Annotated in this window: 16 protein-coding genes; 6 read left to right on the plus strand and 10 right to left on the minus strand. The window is 55.5% G+C overall.

Annotated elements, in window-relative coordinates:
- The first annotated feature begins 308 nt into the window (after positions 1-308).
- Positions 309-1,595, plus strand: a complete 1,287-nt coding sequence (locus tag C3708_RS06505) for a citrate synthase (protein WP_095281267.1) — start codon at positions 309-311, stop codon at positions 1,593-1,595.
- A 320-nt stretch (positions 1,596-1,915) separates the two neighbouring features.
- Here the strand turns inward: C3708_RS06505 and nei are convergent, their stop codons facing one another.
- Genes nei through phrB form a run of 9 tightly spaced genes read right to left on the minus strand, consistent with a single transcriptional unit; the run spans position 1,916 to position 9,621 of the window.
- On the minus strand, positions 1,916-2,707 hold the full coding sequence (nei, locus tag C3708_RS06515) for an endonuclease VIII (protein WP_103948788.1): 792 nt from the start codon (positions 2,705-2,707) through the stop codon (positions 1,916-1,918).
- Between the two features lie 13 nt (positions 2,708-2,720).
- On the minus strand, positions 2,721-3,365 hold the full coding sequence (pcp, locus tag C3708_RS06520) for a pyroglutamyl-peptidase I (RefSeq protein ID WP_103948789.1): 645 nt from the start codon (positions 3,363-3,365) through the stop codon (positions 2,721-2,723).
- A gap of 9 nt (positions 3,366-3,374) precedes the next feature.
- Positions 3,375-4,370 (minus strand): DUF979 domain-containing protein, encoded by a 996-nt coding sequence (locus tag C3708_RS06525; protein ID WP_095281263.1) that lies wholly within the window; start codon positions 4,368-4,370, stop codon positions 3,375-3,377.
- Positions 4,367-5,086 (minus strand): DUF969 domain-containing protein, encoded by a 720-nt coding sequence (locus C3708_RS06530; RefSeq protein ID WP_095281262.1) that lies wholly within the window; start codon positions 5,084-5,086, stop codon positions 4,367-4,369. Before C3708_RS06530 ends, C3708_RS06525 begins: the two co-directional genes overlap by 4 nt.
- A gap of 47 nt (positions 5,087-5,133) precedes the next feature.
- On the minus strand, positions 5,134-5,868 hold the full coding sequence (gene pxpA, locus C3708_RS06535) for a 5-oxoprolinase subunit PxpA (protein WP_103948820.1): 735 nt from the start codon (positions 5,866-5,868) through the stop codon (positions 5,134-5,136).
- On the minus strand, positions 5,858-6,790 hold the full coding sequence (gene pxpC / locus C3708_RS06540; RefSeq protein ID WP_103948790.1) for a 5-oxoprolinase subunit PxpC: 933 nt from the start codon (positions 6,788-6,790) through the stop codon (positions 5,858-5,860). The genes pxpA and pxpC overlap by 11 nt, the downstream gene beginning before the upstream one ends.
- Positions 6,784-7,440: a 5-oxoprolinase subunit PxpB gene (pxpB, locus tag C3708_RS06545; protein WP_095281260.1), complete on the minus strand. Its 657-nt coding sequence runs from the start codon at positions 7,438-7,440 to the stop codon at positions 6,784-6,786. Before pxpB ends, pxpC begins: the two co-directional genes overlap by 7 nt.
- Before the next feature lie 14 nt (positions 7,441-7,454).
- Positions 7,455-8,198, minus strand: coding sequence for a type 2 GTP cyclohydrolase I (locus C3708_RS06550; RefSeq protein WP_103948791.1), 744 nt, complete (start codon positions 8,196-8,198; stop codon positions 7,455-7,457).
- Between the two features lie 10 nt (positions 8,199-8,208).
- Positions 8,209-9,621, minus strand: a complete 1,413-nt coding sequence (gene phrB, locus C3708_RS06555; RefSeq protein ID WP_103948792.1) for a deoxyribodipyrimidine photo-lyase — start codon at positions 9,619-9,621, stop codon at positions 8,209-8,211.
- Positions 9,622-9,882: 261 nt separating this feature from the next.
- Here phrB and tssD point away from each other — a divergent pair, with 261 nt between their 5' ends.
- Together tssD and C3708_RS06565 are read left to right on the plus strand one after the other, a co-directional pair.
- The gene (gene tssD, locus C3708_RS06560) at positions 9,883-11,034 is read left to right on the plus strand and encodes a type VI secretion system tube protein TssD (protein WP_103948793.1); all 1,152 of its coding nucleotides are present in this window, start codon (positions 9,883-9,885) and stop codon (positions 11,032-11,034) included.
- Positions 11,031-11,288 carry a MarR family transcriptional regulator gene (locus C3708_RS06565; protein ID WP_103948794.1) on the plus strand — a complete coding sequence of 86 codons (258 nt, stop codon included), beginning with the start codon at positions 11,031-11,033 and terminating at the stop codon, positions 11,286-11,288. Before tssD ends, C3708_RS06565 begins: the two co-directional genes overlap by 4 nt.
- A gap of 68 nt (positions 11,289-11,356) precedes the next feature.
- Here the strand turns inward: C3708_RS06565 and C3708_RS06570 are convergent, their stop codons facing one another.
- On the minus strand, positions 11,357-11,563 hold the full coding sequence (locus C3708_RS06570) for a YbfA family protein (RefSeq protein WP_095281257.1): 207 nt from the start codon (positions 11,561-11,563) through the stop codon (positions 11,357-11,359).
- A gap of 308 nt (positions 11,564-11,871) precedes the next feature.
- On the opposite strand from C3708_RS06570, the gene kdpF reads away from it, so the two are divergent.
- The 3 genes from kdpF to kdpB are packed head-to-tail and all read left to right on the plus strand — an operon-like array spanning position 11,872 to position 15,708.
- Positions 11,872-11,961 carry a K(+)-transporting ATPase subunit F gene (kdpF, locus tag C3708_RS06575; protein WP_003858638.1) on the plus strand — a complete coding sequence of 30 codons (90 nt, stop codon included), beginning with the start codon at positions 11,872-11,874 and terminating at the stop codon, positions 11,959-11,961.
- Positions 11,961-13,640, plus strand: a complete 1,680-nt coding sequence (gene kdpA, locus C3708_RS06580; RefSeq protein ID WP_103948795.1) for a potassium-transporting ATPase subunit KdpA — start codon at positions 11,961-11,963, stop codon at positions 13,638-13,640. The genes kdpF and kdpA overlap by 1 nt, the downstream gene beginning before the upstream one ends.
- 19 nt (positions 13,641-13,659) lie before the next feature.
- Positions 13,660-15,708: a potassium-transporting ATPase subunit KdpB gene (kdpB, locus tag C3708_RS06585; protein ID WP_103948796.1), complete on the plus strand. Its 2,049-nt coding sequence runs from the start codon at positions 13,660-13,662 to the stop codon at positions 15,706-15,708.
- Positions 15,709-15,715: the final 7 nt, after the last annotated feature.

A 15,715-nucleotide genomic window follows, 5' to 3' on the forward strand; every position in this document is an offset into this window, starting at 1 on the left:
AAAAGTTATGAGGTCTCTCTTTCACCTGAGATTTAGTTATGTAACAGTGTGATGGTATTGACCGAAGTTATCAGGACAGTTATTAGTGGTATACAGGTTTGAATAATTCGGACTGCGAAGACACTGATTTGCTGTTATTTCTCTGATTTTTCATTCGTTTACCTGCAAGGCGCCATAGCTCTGTACCCTGGTTTCTCCTCGCGAGCTGAGCGGCAAGCCAAATAACAAACTGGTAACGATGTGATAAACAGCTGAATGCAAATCCGGTAAACCGTAGTCTTAAGCATAAGGCGCTAAGGAGACCGTAAATGGCTGATACAAAGGCAAAGCTCACTCTAAACGGTGACACTGCTATTGAACTGGATGTGCTAAAAGGCACGCTCGGTCAGGATGTTATTGATATCCGTACACTGGGTTCTAAAGGAGTATTCACCTTTGACCCTGGCTTCACCTCTACCGCATCTTGCGAATCCAAAATCACCTTTATCGACGGTGACGAAGGTATCCTGCTCCATCGCGGTTTCCCCATCGATCAGTTAGCCACCGAATCCAACTATCTGGAAGTGTGCTACATCCTGTTAAACGGCGAAAAACCGACGCAGGAACAGTACGATGAGTTCAGAACTACCGTCACCCGCCACACCATGATTCATGAGCAAATCACCCGTCTGTTCCATGCGTTCCGTCGTGATTCCCATCCGATGGCCGTGATGTGTGGGATCACCGGCGCGCTGGCGGCGTTCTACCATGATTCCCTGGACGTGAATAACCCACGTCACCGCGATATCGCAGCGTTCCGTCTGCTGTCCAAAATGCCCACTATGGCGGCGATGTGTTACAAATATTCCATCGGCCAGCCGTTTGTTTATCCGCGTAACGACCTCTCCTATTCAGGCAATTTCCTGAACATGATGTTCTCGACACCGTGCGAAACCTACGAGGTGAACCCGGTGCTTGAGCGCGCAATGGACCGTATTCTGATCCTGCACGCTGACCACGAACAGAACGCATCGACCTCTACCGTCCGTACCGCAGGCTCTTCAGGCGCGAACCCGTTCGCCTGTATCGCAGCCGGTATCGCCTCCCTGTGGGGACCGGCGCACGGTGGCGCTAACGAAGCGGCACTGAAGATGCTGGAAGAGATCAGCTCCGTTGAGCACATTCCTGAATTCGTGCGTCGTGCGAAAGACAAAAATGACTCCTTCCGCCTGATGGGCTTCGGTCACCGTGTTTACAAAAACTATGACCCGCGCGCTACCGTAATGCGTGAAACCTGCCACGAAGTGCTGAAAGAGCTGGGTACTAAAGATGATCTGCTGGAAGTGGCGATGGAGCTGGAACATATCGCGCTGAACGACCCGTACTTCATCGAGAAAAAACTGTACCCGAACGTCGATTTCTACTCTGGCATTATTCTGAAAGCGATGGGCATTCCGTCTTCCATGTTCACTGTGATCTTCGCGATGGCGCGTACTGTCGGCTGGATTGCACACTGGAACGAAATGCACAGCGAAGGTATGAAAATCGCGCGTCCACGTCAGCTGTACACCGGCTACGAGCAGCGTGATTTCAAGACTGAAGTAAAGAATAAGTAACAATTAGCCCGGCCATATGCCGGGCTAATGTACGAATGAAGGCCGGGTAAGGCGTAGCCGCCACCCGGCTTTTTTGTTTCTGCGCAAGCCTGTTGCCCTCACCCCAACCCTCTCCCGCAAGGAGAGGGAGATTTATTCCTGGTATTTTGGGCATCTGCATGTAGGCCGGGTAAGGCGCAGCCGCCACCCGGCTTTTTTGTTTCTGCGCCAGCTTGTTTCCCTCACCCAAACCCTCTCCCGCAGGGAGAGGGAGATTTATTCCTGGTATTTTGGGCATCTGCATGTAGGCCGGGTAAGGCGCAGCCGCCACCCGGCTTTTTCTATTTCTGACACGCCGGGCACCAGTAAAACGGTCTCGACGATAACATCGTTCGCTCAATCGCCCCGCCGCACCGCTCGCACGGCTTCCCTTCGCGATGAAACACCTTAAAACGGAACAACGCCCCGTGATGTTTATTATCATCCACCACACCGCGCGTGTTGTAGGAAAGACGTGGAATCTCCAGCAACGCGTGGGACAAAGCATCAAGCTGAACCTCGTTAAGCTGCGAGGCTTTACGTTGTCCTGCCAGCCCGACTTCCCACAAAATTTCAACGCGTAAATAGTTACCTAAACCGGCGAGAAACGCCTGGTCGAGCAGCAGCCCGGAGAACTGGCGATTGCGAAATGCGGGCGACAATAGCCGGGCTTTCACCGCTTCTGGCGTCAGGCTCATATCCAGCACATCCGGTCCAACGCGTTGCAGGAACGGGTGAGTGAGCAATTGCTCCGGCGTTAACATCTCAATATCCGACGCGCTATAGAGCAAAATGGCTTTATCCGCCGTTTGCAGCCTGACGCGCAGTACCCGATTGGTTTGTGGTTGCTCACCCGCATTAATCACTCGCCAGACGCCATAAAGCTGGTTGTGGCTATATAACGTCAGGTTATGATTGAAATGAGTCAGCAAGGCTTTGCCTCGCGTCTCGATCTGCGTCACGGTTTGGCCGATCAGCTGAGCTTCATAGGGTTTTAACTGAGGGAAAGCAAACCACGCATCGGTCAGTGGTTTGCCCTTAATCGCCGCCTCCAGGCTATCCGCCGCGCGGCGGATCTCCGGACCTTCTGGCATTTAAGCTCCTTGGTTAGTGCGTCGCGCCGCCCACGATTTTGACGTCAGCCGTCTGGCGCAATGCCACTTCAATCGCCACGATCAGCGCCGCTTTTACCGTCTGCGCCGCCATGCTTGGTGCGCCCGCATGAGCTGCGGCCTGTTCAGGCAGGTAAGGGATATGGATAAACCCGCCCTTCACCTCCGCGTTTTCGCTGATTTTATGCAGCAATCCGTACATCACGTGGTTGCAGACAAACGTCCCCGCCGTCTGCGACACCGACGCCGGAATGCCTCTCTCGCGCATCGCCGCCACCGTCGCCTTGATCGGCAGGGAACTAAACCACGCCGCCGGGCCGCCCGGCACAATGGCGACATCAATCGGCTGCTGACCGCGATTATCCGGGATACGCGCATCATCCACATTAATCGCAACACGCTCGACGGTCACATCCACACGCCCGCCCGCCTGCCCGACCGCAATGACCACCGCCGGATTGAGCTCGTCGATGGCGGCGTTGAGCACGCTTAATGATTCGCCAAACACGCAGGGAAGCTGGCGCGTCACCACGCGACAGCGGTCAATAATACTCCCCTCAAGCTGACTGACCACTTCCCACGAAGGGTTAACGGTCTCGCCGCCAAAGGGCTCAAAACCGGTGACTAATACATAACGCATCGTCTCTCCTTACAGGAACATCAGGAAGTACAACAGGAACACGTTGGCAATCAGGAGCAGCACGCCGGTTGGCACCTGCGCTTTGATTACCGCGTTTTTATCCGGCAGCTCCAGCAGCGCAGCGGGTACGATATTGAAGTTCGCCGCCATCGGCGTCATCAGCGTGCCACAGTAGCCGGAGAACATCCCAATCGCCGCCATCACCGCCGGATTACCACCGTGCTGGAGCACCAGAATCGGGATGCCGATCCCCGCCGTCACAATCGGGAACGCCGCGAACGCATTGCCCATTACCATGGTTAACAACGCCATGCCGATTGCGTACACCGCCACGGCGATAAAGCGGCTGTCCACCGCCAGATACGTTTTGGTCAGCCAGGAGATCCCGTCGCCCACACCCGCGGCGGTAAACAGCAGGCCCAGCGTCGCCAGAATCTGCGGCAGAATGAACGCCCAGCCGATGGAATCCAGCAGACGACGCGCCTCCTGCAACGGCTGATGCACTTTTTCGTGCGTCATTTTGACCGCCATCGCCAGACCAATCAGCGATCCGGCAGTCATTGAGAATAACGTCACCAGCGTCGAGTGATTGCCCGGCCCGAACAAGGTTTCCTGCAATCCAGGCACATGGTTGAACATCAGCACGCCTACCACGGTCACCACCGGAATGGCTAACGCCGGATAAAACAGTCGGTTACCGAGACGTTTGGCGCTAACTTCGCGCTCTTCGGGTTTGCGCTGATGATAGCTGCCCAGTTTCACGCCACCAAAACCGGCGATCAGCGCCAGGCCGACGACCGCCACACCAACAGCGATGTGCACGGTGCGCTTATCGCCCACCAGCTGATACGTCCAGTCACCGAGCAGGAAAATCAGACCATAAACGCCCCAGAACAGGCCAGTGGTGATACGGCGCGGGTTGGCTTTATCACGAAATGACATCACTGCGACGATCAGCAGGATCAGCCCCGCCAGCCAGTAGAGATAGCTTTGTTGAAAATTCATGATGCATCTCCCTGTGCGTGTGCCGATTTGCCCAGCTCGCGCTCAAGATGCTTGTCCAGGCGCCACAGGCGAGTCGCGTGGATGATAAACGCGCAGATCGCCGTCGGAATCCCCCACAGGGCAATGTGCAGCGGCTCGGTCTGAATGCCCCCGGACTCCAGCATAAAGTTATGCATGAAGATAATCGCCCCGAAGGCGACAAAGATGTCTTCGCCGAAGAACAGCCCGACGTTGTCCGTCGCCGCCGACATCGCCCTCAGGCGATAGCGGACCGTACCCGGCAGCTCACCGTATTTTTTCTCTGCCGCACCTTCCGCCATCGGGGCCAGTAACGGTCGCACCATTTGCGGATGCCCGCCCAGACTGGTCAGCCCCATTGCCGCCGATGCCTCACGCACGAAGAGATAAACGATCAGTAATCGCCCCGCCGTCGCGCTGTGGATTTTGGCAATCCACGCCTGAGCCCGCTCTTTCAGCCCGTGTCTTTCCAGCAGGCCGATAACGGCTAACGGAATCAGGAGGATATAGGGCAGGTTACGAGTATTGAGGAACCCTTCACCCAACTTTTCGAGGATGGTGGCGATCGGCATATGCGCCGCCACGCCGGTGACGATCCCGGCGACAATCACCACCAGCACCGGATTAAAACGTAAGATAAACCCGACCACGATCACCGCAATACCGATGAGTGGCCAGAGCGATAGCGTCTCTGCCATTTTTTCTGTCCTGTTGTTATGTTGTGTTTGCGTTTATTTTTTGTGCGTTATGCACTGATTTTAATATTATTTAACTCAAATTCTTTGCGCAAGCGACGGGCAAATTCCAGCGCGTGTTCCCCGTCACCGTGCAGGCAAACGGTTTGCGCACGCACGCTTGCCCATTCGCCGCTGATACTTTTCACCCTGCCGTGCTGCACCATTTCCAGCGTTTGCGCCAGAGCCTGTTCCTCATTATCAATCAGCGCACCCGGCTCGCTGCGCGGCACCAGACTGCCGTCAGCGCGATAACCACGATCGGCAAATACTTCTTCACGGGTAGCGAGTCCGTAACGCTCTCCGGCGCGAATTAATTCGCTCCCCGCCAACCCAACCAGAATCAAATTGCTGTCGACGGCATGTATCGCGCGGGCGATGGCATCAGCCAGCACCGCGTCTTTCGCCGCCTGGTTATAGAGCATCCCGTGCGGTTTGACGTGGCAAAGTTGCCCTCCTTCGGCGCGGACGATCGTTGCAAGTGCACCAATCTGGTACAGCATCTGGGCGTAAACCGTTTCCGGCGGCAGACTCATGGCCGTACGCCCGAAGTTTTCCCGATCGGGAAAGCTCGGATGCGCGCCAATCGCCACGCCATTTTTTAACGCCTCGCGCACGCTCTCAAGCATGGTTTGTGCATCACCGGCGTGAAATCCGCAGGCGATATTGGCCGATGAAACCAGCGTCAGCAGTTCGGCATCGGCTCCGCAGCCTTCGCCCAGATCTGCATTTAAATCAACGACGATCATTCAACCTCCATGCCAGTTGTTCGATAAATTGTTTCTGCACACGACGTGCTTCGAGCGCCTCTTCAAGCGTACAGGGAACAAAGTGGATCGGTTGGCCGAGGGGAATTTGCGCCAGATGGTACATGTCCGCCTCAATAATGCAGGCGATACGCGGATAACCGCCGGTGGTCTGGGCGTCATTCATCAGCACAATCGGCTGGCCGTTGTGCGGCACCTGAATCACGCCAGGTAACAGGCCGTGCGAGACCATTTCGCGATCGGTGGTGCGCGCCAGCTGCTGGCCTTGCAAGCGGTAGCCCATGCGATTACTCTGCGGGCTAAGCTGCCAGGGCAAACGCCAGAAGGCATCCTGCGAGGCCTGATCAAATTCGTGATATTCCGGCCCCGGCAAGGCGCGAATGCGGTTGCTCCACAGCAGTTGTTTGACGCCCTGTGCTTCAGCGAATTCGCGCTTGCTCTCGCCGAGCGGCAAGCTGTCGCCGTCTTTCAGCAGTCGTCCTTCAAATCCACCCATGCCGGTTTTGAGATCGGTGCTGAACGAATTCATCACTTCCGGCACATCAATCCCACCGCTGACCGCCAGATAGCTACGCATACCGCGCAGGGGACGATTAAGCGTCAGGCGCTGTCCGGCTTTTACCTGCAAACGCCAGCCGGTCCAGACCGCCGCACCGTCAAGCGTCGCGTCACAGCCCGCGCCCGTCAGGGCAAACCAGCCGTCGCGTTCAAACTCAACGCTGCACTGTCCGAGGGTGATTTCCAGCGCTGCGGCATTCGGATCGTTACCCACCAGCAGGTTGGCAATCTGCAACGCGGGTTTATCCAGCGCGCCGCAATAGCTGATTCCGGACTGTCGCAGACCCATTCGTCCACCATCCTGCACCGAGGTGTATAACCCCGCGCGAATCACCTTCAACATACCCCCTCCTTCTGCGGCACAAACCGCACGGTATCGCCCGGACGCAACAGCACCGGTTCTTCGCGTTTGGGATCAAACAGCGGCAGGCTGGTGTGGCCAATAAGCTGCCAGCCGCCCGGTGAGGCCAGCGGATAAATACCGGTTTGCGGCCCGCCAATCCCCACAGAACCCGCCGGCACTAACAGGCGCGGCTCCCCGCGACGCGGCGTGACAAGCTGTTCCGGCAAGCCGCCCAGATAGGGAAAACCTGGCTGGAAGCCTAAGAACCACACCACATAATCCACGGAGGAATGCAGCTCGACGACCTGCTTTTCAGATAACGCCGCATGACGCGCCACTTCGCCCAGATCCGGCCCCGCATCGTTGCCGTAGACTACCGGGATTTCAATAAAGCGCGATTCCGGCTCCAGCGCTTCGCTCTCTTCCCACCAGCGTTGCAGACGCTCGATGGCGTCCAGCGCCACCGACTGCGGATTACGCAACACCACGGTAATGTTGTTCATCCCCGGAATGGCTTCCACCACTTCCGGTATTTCAGCCAGTCGCTGTGTTAAGCGCCAGATTCGCTTTTGCGTAGTGATCGTCACCGGAGGTTCAAGCTCCAGCACCACCGCCGTTTCGCCTAATAAATAACAACGCGCTCGTTGCACTTACGCACCTCTCATCAGGCAGGATTCGGGATATCGATGAAGGTCACATCGAGATCGGTATTTTCTGTTAACCACTCGCTCAGGGCGCGAATACCACCGCGTTCAGTGGCGTGATGCCCCGCAGCGTAGAAATGCAGACCTTGCTCGCGGGCAGAGTGAATGGTCTGCTCGGACACTTCTCCGGTAATAAAGGCGTCCACGCCAAAGCGCGCGGCGTTGTCGATAAAGCCCTGACCGCCGCCGGTACACCACGCCACGCGTCTCACCAGATCCGGGCCAGTATCGCCACACCACAGAGGACGACGGCCCAAACGAGCCTCAATCCAGGATGCAAATTCCAGGCCTGGAACCGGCATCGAAAGCTCCCCCCACGGCACCAGCGCTTCGATTTCGCCCATCACGTTGATACCCAGTAGTTGGGCGAGCTGGACGTTATTGCCCAGCTCCGGGTGCGCATCCAGCGGCAGATGCCAGCCGTACAGGTTGATGTCGTTCGCCAGCAGCGTTTTAAGGCGGTTACGCTTCATGCCGCGAATGATCGGCGCTTCGTTTTTCCAGAAATAACCGTGATGCACGATCACCGCATCCGCCTGCAGACGCACCGCTTCATCCAGCAGCGCCTGGCTTGCCGTGACGCCGGTGACAATTTTTTGCACCGTTTCACGCCCTTCCACCTGCAGGCCGTTGGGACCGTAGTCGCTGAAGCTGGCGCTGTTCAGCTTTTCATTGATTAAGGTTTCCAATTCGCTGTTTTTCATCATCACTCTCTTACGCTTTGCGGGCAGCCTCATAGGCCGCCAGTGTGGCGACTCGCGCCTGTTTATGGTCAACAACCGGGCGCGGATAATCGAGGGTTTCGCCCGTTTTATCCGCCCACGCCCAGGGTTCATGAATCGATTTGCCCGGCACATCGGTCAATTCCGGCAGCCACTGGCGGATAAACTCGCCGGTCGCGTCAAATCGTTGTCCCTGGGTTGTCGGGTTAAAAATACGAAAATACGGCGCGGCGTCGGTTCCGGTCGAGGCCGCCCACTGCCAGCCGCCGTTGTTAGCCGCCAGATCGCCGTCGATCAGCTGCGAAATAAAATATCGCTCCCCGACGCGCCAGTCGATCAGCAGGTCTTTCACCAGGAAGCTGGCGACGATCATTCGCAGGCGGTTGTGCATCCACCCCGTTTCGTTGAGCTGCCGCATCGCCGCATCGACAATTGGATAGCCCGTCTGGCCGTTTTGCCATGCCTGTAGCAGTGCGTCATCCTGCTGCCACTGCACCTTATCCGTCCAGCGGATGAAGGGCCGATGTTTACATAAATCAGGATGATACGTCATTAGGTGACGGTAAAATTCGCGCCAGATAAGCTCGTTAAGCCATACCGCGCCCGCCCCGCCCTCCAACGCCTGTGGCTGTTCGGCCAGCAGGCGATGCAGGCACTGGCGCGGCGAAAGTACACCCAGCGCCAGACACGCCGATAACCGGCTCGTCCCTTCGACGGCAGGGAAATCGCGCTGTTCTTCGTATTCGGCGGCCTGCTGTTTGCAGAAGTGGCGTAATTGCGCAATGGCGGCTTTTTCGGTCGCGGGGAAGTGTTTCGCGTCGAAATCAGTCTGGGGGTAATCGAAATGAAGATCAGCGGAAACAGTCAGTGCGTTCTCTCTGGCAGCAGGTGCGGCGACACATTCCGGCAGCCCTTCTTTCAGCCGCTTAATGTAGGCATTTTTGAACGGGGTAAAGACTTTATACATCTCGTGATTGCCGGTCATTACACTGCCGGGGGCTAACATCACGCTGTCGTCAAATCCCTGACACACCACCGTATCCAGCATTTTTTCCAGCTGTCGGTCGCGCTGCTGTTCGTTGAATTCGTACTGATAATTATAAAAAAGATGGGTGACGTGATGCTCTTCGCAGAGCTGCTGCACTTTGTCGCTCTGCGCGGCAAAATCGCTCACCTCGTCATAAATGAGCGGAATGCCTTTCTGCGCCAGCCCCTGTTGCAGTTCATTGAGATGCGCGCGCAGGTACGCAGCTTGTCGCGGAGCCATGCCGTGTTCCCGCCACTGTTCGGGCGTGGCGATAAACAGGGCCAGCACGCGGACGTTGGGTGAACGACAGGCCGCAGCAAGAGCGATGTTGTCATGAAGGCGCAGATCCGCGCGAAACCAGACCAGATGCGTGGTCATAACACTCCTGAATAATTGTCCATAACCTAAGCGTTCTATAATGTTGAAGTTATGTTACGGGGGCAAGTGTAAGATTGCACGGAGCTGATTTGCGGAAAGTTACAGACACAAAAAAACCGCCACATCTCTGTGGAGGTCTCAGATAGCGTGCGGGAACGTGGCGGCGGCTATCTTACATCCGAAATCCTACCTTTTATAAAGTTATTAATATGGCAATCCCCGCTTATGATTTATGTTCCGATATGGAAGGGACGAAATGGTATGAGCGACATAATTTATCTGAAATTATGCGGCGAACAGCAGGGAGATATTTCGGCTGATTGCGGAACGCAAGCCTCAATAGGCAATCGGTTTCAATTGGGACATGAGAATGAAATATTCGCATTCAGTTTGTCCAACGGAATTACGGGTACGAGTAAAGGGGCTAATTTTAAGGCACTTAATTTTTGCAAGTTAATAGACAAAAGTAGCCCATTACTGATGACGGCCATCACGAATAACGAAAAACTTCAGTTAGAATTTAATCTTTACCGAATAAGTCGATACGGAATGTGGGAAAAGTATTTCTACATCGAATTACGTGGGGCTTCGATATCTGCTATTAACGTTAGTATCTCGAACAACAACCTTGATACAGAAGCGATCACGGTGCGTTATGATTACATCCGATGCAAGCACCTAACGGCGAATACAGAATTTAGCTACTTGGCACTTCCTGCGGATTACAATAGCTTGTTTAACCACACTGCGCAGACCGAAAAACCGCTTCAAACCATTAACAGCAAGGCCGCTGGTCAATTACTTGCAGCAGGGGGGATTTATAACGGGAATATTGAAGGATTTGGCAAAGCTGCCGAGCAACTCGGGGGCGACGCGCAAGCAGGTTACAAGCAGGTGATGGATAACAGAGGTTTGATTGTTGCAGGTGCTTCTCTTGCCGCTATTCTGACGATGGGCAAAATAAAGTTTCCAGAATTAGGGGAACCTGGAGAGTTAGAAGGGCTTGAGCGTTTTGGAGCGAGAGGGACATACACCGGCAGGGAATTTGAACCTGCACTTGCTGGAGGGCCGATAGAGAATCTTTCGACCGAAGGTGCAATTATCGATCAAGCAGGCATAGCAACCATTGAAAAACATCTTTCCAGATTTGCCGCTGATCCTGCAAATGATGTAATGGTAGAACGATTAAAGCGTATAGAACGCGGAGAAATCCCGCCTGAACAGATAGACTTGAACTACTACACGCATGAATGCCGTGAATTTGAACGCTATTGCATTTTGGGGTGGGAAACGGGAGAGCCTGAAGGTGTTGAAGGATATAAACTATGGAACCATGTCCACACCGCGACACTAGAAGACTTTAAACTCAAAGGCGAACTTGAAGATTTGTACCACCCGGAGGCCCTGGAATGATAACTACTATCGAATTAAATGTACTGAAAGTATTGGCGAGCAAAGATTATAAATGGACGTGGATGTCGTTGGATAGAACACTTCACGCGAAAAACATCCCCGGCTTTTGTTACGTGGTTGACATAGTTAATTCCTTAGAGAGCAAGGGGCTTGTTAATTTTGAGGATAGTGGGCATCCATCAATGCCTTACTATCGCGTATCAGAAAAAGGCCATCAATTACTGAGCGACGTTAACGAGAGTCAGGTAGATTAACCGGCCGGTGCCACAAACAACAAAGCCCCTAATCCGGGGCTTTATTGTTTGCTGTGTGAAATCTTATCTTAGTAAAAATCGCAGGTCGCTTTTTCGGCCTGATCCATCCATACCGGTTTCTCGCTGGTTTTCGCCCAGACGCGGTGCAGATAGCTGTAAAAACGGGCACGGTCTTTCCAGAACAACATCACTGGCAGCGCCACAATCCCGGCCACTACGGCGAAGGTGCGACGTAAAAAGACTACATGTGCTGGAAACTCTTTATACAGATCCATGATTTTCTCCCCTATAGCTGGCCGGAAACGTTATCCGGAAAATTCAAAAGTGGTTATCTGGCTAAAATAGTACCGCTTTGTTTGTAATTTTACCACTCATCCGACCACTTATTTTCGTCCGTTTAGTGAATATTTACATTCCACCTGTAATTAAGTTACATAAAAGTTAACAGGATACTTATCATTAGTTAAATCAGGGTTTTGTCATTTTTATACTTTTTTTACACCCACCCCGCTGATTTTTGCGAAATCTTTGCGCCATAAATCCTACCTTTTGCACAAAGACAAATGTCACCCGGAGGTGAATTGTGAGTGCAGGTCTGATTGCTGGCATCGTGCTGGTGTTCCTGTTGTTGGGCTATCTGATTTATGCCCTGATTAATGCGGAGGCCTTCTGATGGTGGCCCAGGCATTTTTACTGATCGCCAGCTTCCTGCTGGTGCTTTTCTTGCTCGCAAGGCCACTGGGAACCTGGCTGGCGCGGATGATTAACGGCGGCGCACTGCCTGCGGTTGGGGGCGTCGAAAAAGGAGTCTGGCGCGTTCTCGGTATAAACACCGAGGAGATGAACTGGCGTCAGTATCTGGTCGCCCTTTTGCTGCTGAATATCGTCGGGCTGGCGGCGCTGTTTGCGATGCTGATGTTGCAGGGCATCCTGCCGCTGAATCCGCAGCAATTGCCGGGCCTGTCCTGGCATCTGGCGCTGAACACTGCGGTCAGTTTTGTCAGCAACACCAACTGGCAGTCGTATGCCGGGGAAACCACACTGAGTTATTTCAGTCAGATGGTCGGGTTAACGGTGCAGAACTTCCTCTCTGCCGCCAGCGGTATCGCGGTGATCTTCGCCCTGACCCGCGCCTTTGCCCGTCAAAAAATTAACACGCTGGGTAACGCCTGGGTTGATCTCACGCGCATCACCCTGTGGGTGCTGCTGCCGATTTCTCTGCTGATCGCCCTGTTCTTTATTCAGCAAGGGACGTTGCAAAACCTCCTGCCCTACTCGTCTTACACCTCGCTGGAAGGGGTGAAACAGATGCTGCCGATGGGACCGGTGGCGTCACAAGAGGCGATCAAAATGCTCGGGACCAACGGCGGTGGCTTCTTTAATGCCAACTCGTCGCATCCGTTCGAAAACCCGACCGCGCTGACTAACGTCGTACAGATGCTGGCTATCTTCCTGATCCCCACCGCGCTGTGCTTTGCGTTCGGTGATGCGGTGAGCGATCGCCGTCAGGGCCGAACCTTGCTGTGGGCGATGTCCATTATCTTCGTGGTCTGCGCGGCGCTGGTGATGTGGGCGGAGTGGCACGGTAACAGCCACTTCCTGCAGCTGGGTGCTGATAGCAGTATCAATATGGAAGGCAAAGAGAGCCGCTTCGGTATTCTCGCCAGCAGTCTGTATGCGGTGGTCACAACGGCGGCCTCCTGCGGGGCGGTGAATGCCATGCATGACTCTTTCACCGCACTGGGCGGGATGATCCCGATGTGGCTGATGCAGATCGGCGAAGTGGTCTTCGGCGGCGTCGGGTCCGGTCTGTACGGCATGTTGCTGTTCGTCCTGCTGGCAGTGTTTATCGCCGGGCTGATGATTGGCCGCACGCCGGAGTATCTGGGTAAAAAAATCGACGTGCGCGAGATGAAACTGACCGCCCTCGCCATCCTGGTCACACCGGCTCTCGTCCTGATCGGTACCGCGCTGGCGCTGATGACTGAAGCCGGACGCAGCGGCATCTTCAACCCAGGCATCCACGGTTTTAGTGAAGTGCTGTACGCCGTCTCGTCTGCCGCCAACAACAACGGCAGCGCCTTTGCCGGGTTGAGCGCCAACTCACCGTTCTGGAACTGCCTGCTGGCGTTCTGCATGTTCTTCGGTCGTTTTGGGGTCATCGTGCCGGTGCTGGCTATCGCCGGGTCGCTGGTGAGTAAAAAAATTCAGCCCACCTCAACCGGTACGCTACCGACACACGGCGCGCTGTTTATTGGCCTGCTGATTGGTACCGTCCTGCTGGTCGGTGCATTGACCTTTATCCCCGCCCTCGCGTTAGGCCCGGTCGCGGAACATCTTTCTTTACGCTAACTGAGCGGAGATATCAGTCATGAGTCGTAAACAACTGGCCCTCTTAGAACCGACCCTGGTTCGCCAGGCGTTGATGGATGCGGTGAAAAAACTTAGCCCGCGCGTGCAGTGGCATAACCCGGTGATGTTTATCGTCTGGATTGGCAGCGTGGTCACCACTGCGTTAGCCATCGCCATGAGCACCGGACACCTGACGGGCGATGCCTTCTTTACCGGCGCGATCAGCCTGTGGCTGTGGTTTACCGTGCTGTTTGCCAACTTTGCCGAAGCACTGGCGGAGGGCCGCAGCAAGGCGCAGGCCAACAGCCTGAAAGGGGTCAAAAAGACCGCCTTCGCCCGCAAACTGCGTGAGCCGAAATATGGCGCGCAGATGGATCACGTCCCGGCAGATGAACTGCGCAAAGGCGACGTGGTGCTGGTGGAAGCCGGGGACATCATTCCGTGTGACGGCGAAGTGCTTGAAGGTGGCGCGTCGGTGGACGAAAGCGCCATCACCGGGGAATCTGCGCCAGTGATCCGCGAGTCCGGTGGCGATTTTGCCTCGGTCACCGGCGGGACGCGCATTCTCTCCGACTGGCTGGTGATCCAGTGCAGCGTTAACCCTGGCGAAACTTTCCTCGACCGGATGATCGCGATGGTCGAAGGCGCGCAGCGTCGCAAAACGCCGAACGAAATCGCGCTGACCATTTTACTGGTGGCCCTGACCATCGTCTTCCTGCTGGCAACCGCCACCCTGTGGCCGTTCTCCGCCTACGGCGGCGCAGCAGTGAGCGTCACGGTACTGGTGGCTCTGCTGGTCTGCCTGATCCCCACCACCATCGGCGGCCTGCTGTCGGCGATTGGCGTGGCCGGGATGAGCCGGATGCTCGGCGCGAACGTGATCGCTACCAGCGGCCGTGCGGTCGAAGCGGCGGGCGACGTGGATGTGCTGCTGTTGGATAAAACCGGGACCATCACTCTAGGGAACCGTCAGGCGTCGGATTTCCTGCCTGCTCCGGGCGTCGATGAAAAAACGCTGGCCGACGCGGCGCAGCTCTCCTCGCTGGCGGATGAAACACCGGAAGGGCGCAGCATCGTGATTCTGGCGAAACAGCGCTTCAATCTGCGTCAGCGCGACGTACAAAGCCTGCACGCCACCTTTGTGCCCTTCACGGCGCAGACGCGGATGAGCGGGATTAACATCCAGGACCGCATGATTCGTAAAGGCTCGGTGGATGCCATTCGTCGCCACATCGAGGCAAACAATGGCCACTTCCCGCCGCAGGTTGATCAGCTGGTCGAAAGCGTGGCACGTCAGGGTGCTACGCCGCTGGTGGTCGCCGAAGGGGCGAACGTTCTCGGGGTGATTGCACTGAAGGACATCGTCAAAGGCGGCATTAAAGAACGCTTTGCTCAGCTGCGCAAAATGGGGATCAAAACGGTGATGATCACCGGGGATAACTCCCTGACCGCCGCCGCGATTGCCGCCGAAGCGGGGGTGGATGATTTCCTCTCTGAAGCGACGCCGGAAGCAAAACTGGCGCTGATCCGTCAGTACCAGGCGGAAGGCCGTCTGGTGGCGATGACCGGCGACGGCACTAACGACGCTCCGGCGCTGGCTCAGGCCGATGTGGCGGTGGCGATGAACTCCGGGACTCAGGCCGCGAAGGAAGCAGGTAACATGGTCGATTTGGATTCTAACCCGACCAAGCTGATCGAAGTGGTCCACATCGGGAAACAGATGCTGATGACGCGTGGGTCGCTCACCACCTTCAGTATCGCCAACGATGTGGCGAAATACTTCGCCATTATCCCGGCGGCGTTTGCAGCGACCTATCCGCAGTTGAACGCCCTGAACGTAATGCACCTGCACTCCCCGGCCTCGGCAATTCTCAGCGCCGTCATTTTTAACGCCCTGATTATTGTCTTCCTGATCCCACTGGCGCTGAAAGGGGTGAGCTATAAACCGCTGACCGCCGCCGCCATGTTGCGCCGCAACCTGTGGATTTACGGTCTTGGCGGATTAGTGGTGCCGTTTATCGGGATCAAAATTATCGACCTGTTACTGACCGCGTTCGGGCTGGTTTAAGAGAGAA

It is taken from the genome of Lelliottia sp. 7254-16 (assembly GCF_002922995.1).
Lineage (GTDB): Bacteria > Pseudomonadota > Gammaproteobacteria > Enterobacterales > Enterobacteriaceae > Enterobacter > Enterobacter jeotgali.

Excerpts from the sequence above, each read along its gene's own strand:
- kdpA (WP_103948795.1), top strand. The coding sequence starts at position 11,961 with ATGGTGGCCCAGGCATTTTTACTGATCGCCAGCTTCCTGCTGGTGCTT.
- phrB (WP_103948792.1), bottom strand. The coding sequence starts at position 9,621 with ATGACCACGCATCTGGTCTGGTTTCGCGCGGATCTGCGCCTTCATGAC.
- C3708_RS06550 (WP_103948791.1), bottom strand. The coding sequence starts at position 8,198 with ATGAAAAACAGCGAATTGGAAACCTTAATCAATGAAAAGCTGAACAGC.
- pxpC (WP_103948790.1), bottom strand. The coding sequence starts at position 6,790 with ATGTTGAAGGTGATTCGCGCGGGGTTATACACCTCGGTGCAGGATGGT.
- C3708_RS06505 (WP_095281267.1), top strand. The coding sequence starts at position 309 with ATGGCTGATACAAAGGCAAAGCTCACTCTAAACGGTGACACTGCTATT.
- C3708_RS06570 (WP_095281257.1), bottom strand. The coding sequence starts at position 11,563 with ATGGATCTGTATAAAGAGTTTCCAGCACATGTAGTCTTTTTACGTCGC.
- nei (WP_103948788.1), bottom strand. The coding sequence starts at position 2,707 with ATGCCAGAAGGTCCGGAGATCCGCCGCGCGGCGGATAGCCTGGAGGCG.
- pcp (WP_103948789.1), bottom strand. The coding sequence starts at position 3,365 with ATGCGTTATGTATTAGTCACCGGTTTTGAGCCCTTTGGCGGCGAGACC.
- kdpB (WP_103948796.1), top strand. The coding sequence starts at position 13,660 with ATGAGTCGTAAACAACTGGCCCTCTTAGAACCGACCCTGGTTCGCCAG.
- tssD (WP_103948793.1), top strand. The coding sequence starts at position 9,883 with ATGAGCGACATAATTTATCTGAAATTATGCGGCGAACAGCAGGGAGAT.
- C3708_RS06530 (WP_095281262.1), bottom strand. The coding sequence starts at position 5,086 with ATGGCAGAGACGCTATCGCTCTGGCCACTCATCGGTATTGCGGTGATC.
- C3708_RS06525 (WP_095281263.1), bottom strand. The coding sequence starts at position 4,370 with ATGAATTTTCAACAAAGCTATCTCTACTGGCTGGCGGGGCTGATCCTG.
- C3708_RS06565 (WP_103948794.1), top strand. The coding sequence starts at position 11,031 with ATGATAACTACTATCGAATTAAATGTACTGAAAGTATTGGCGAGCAAA.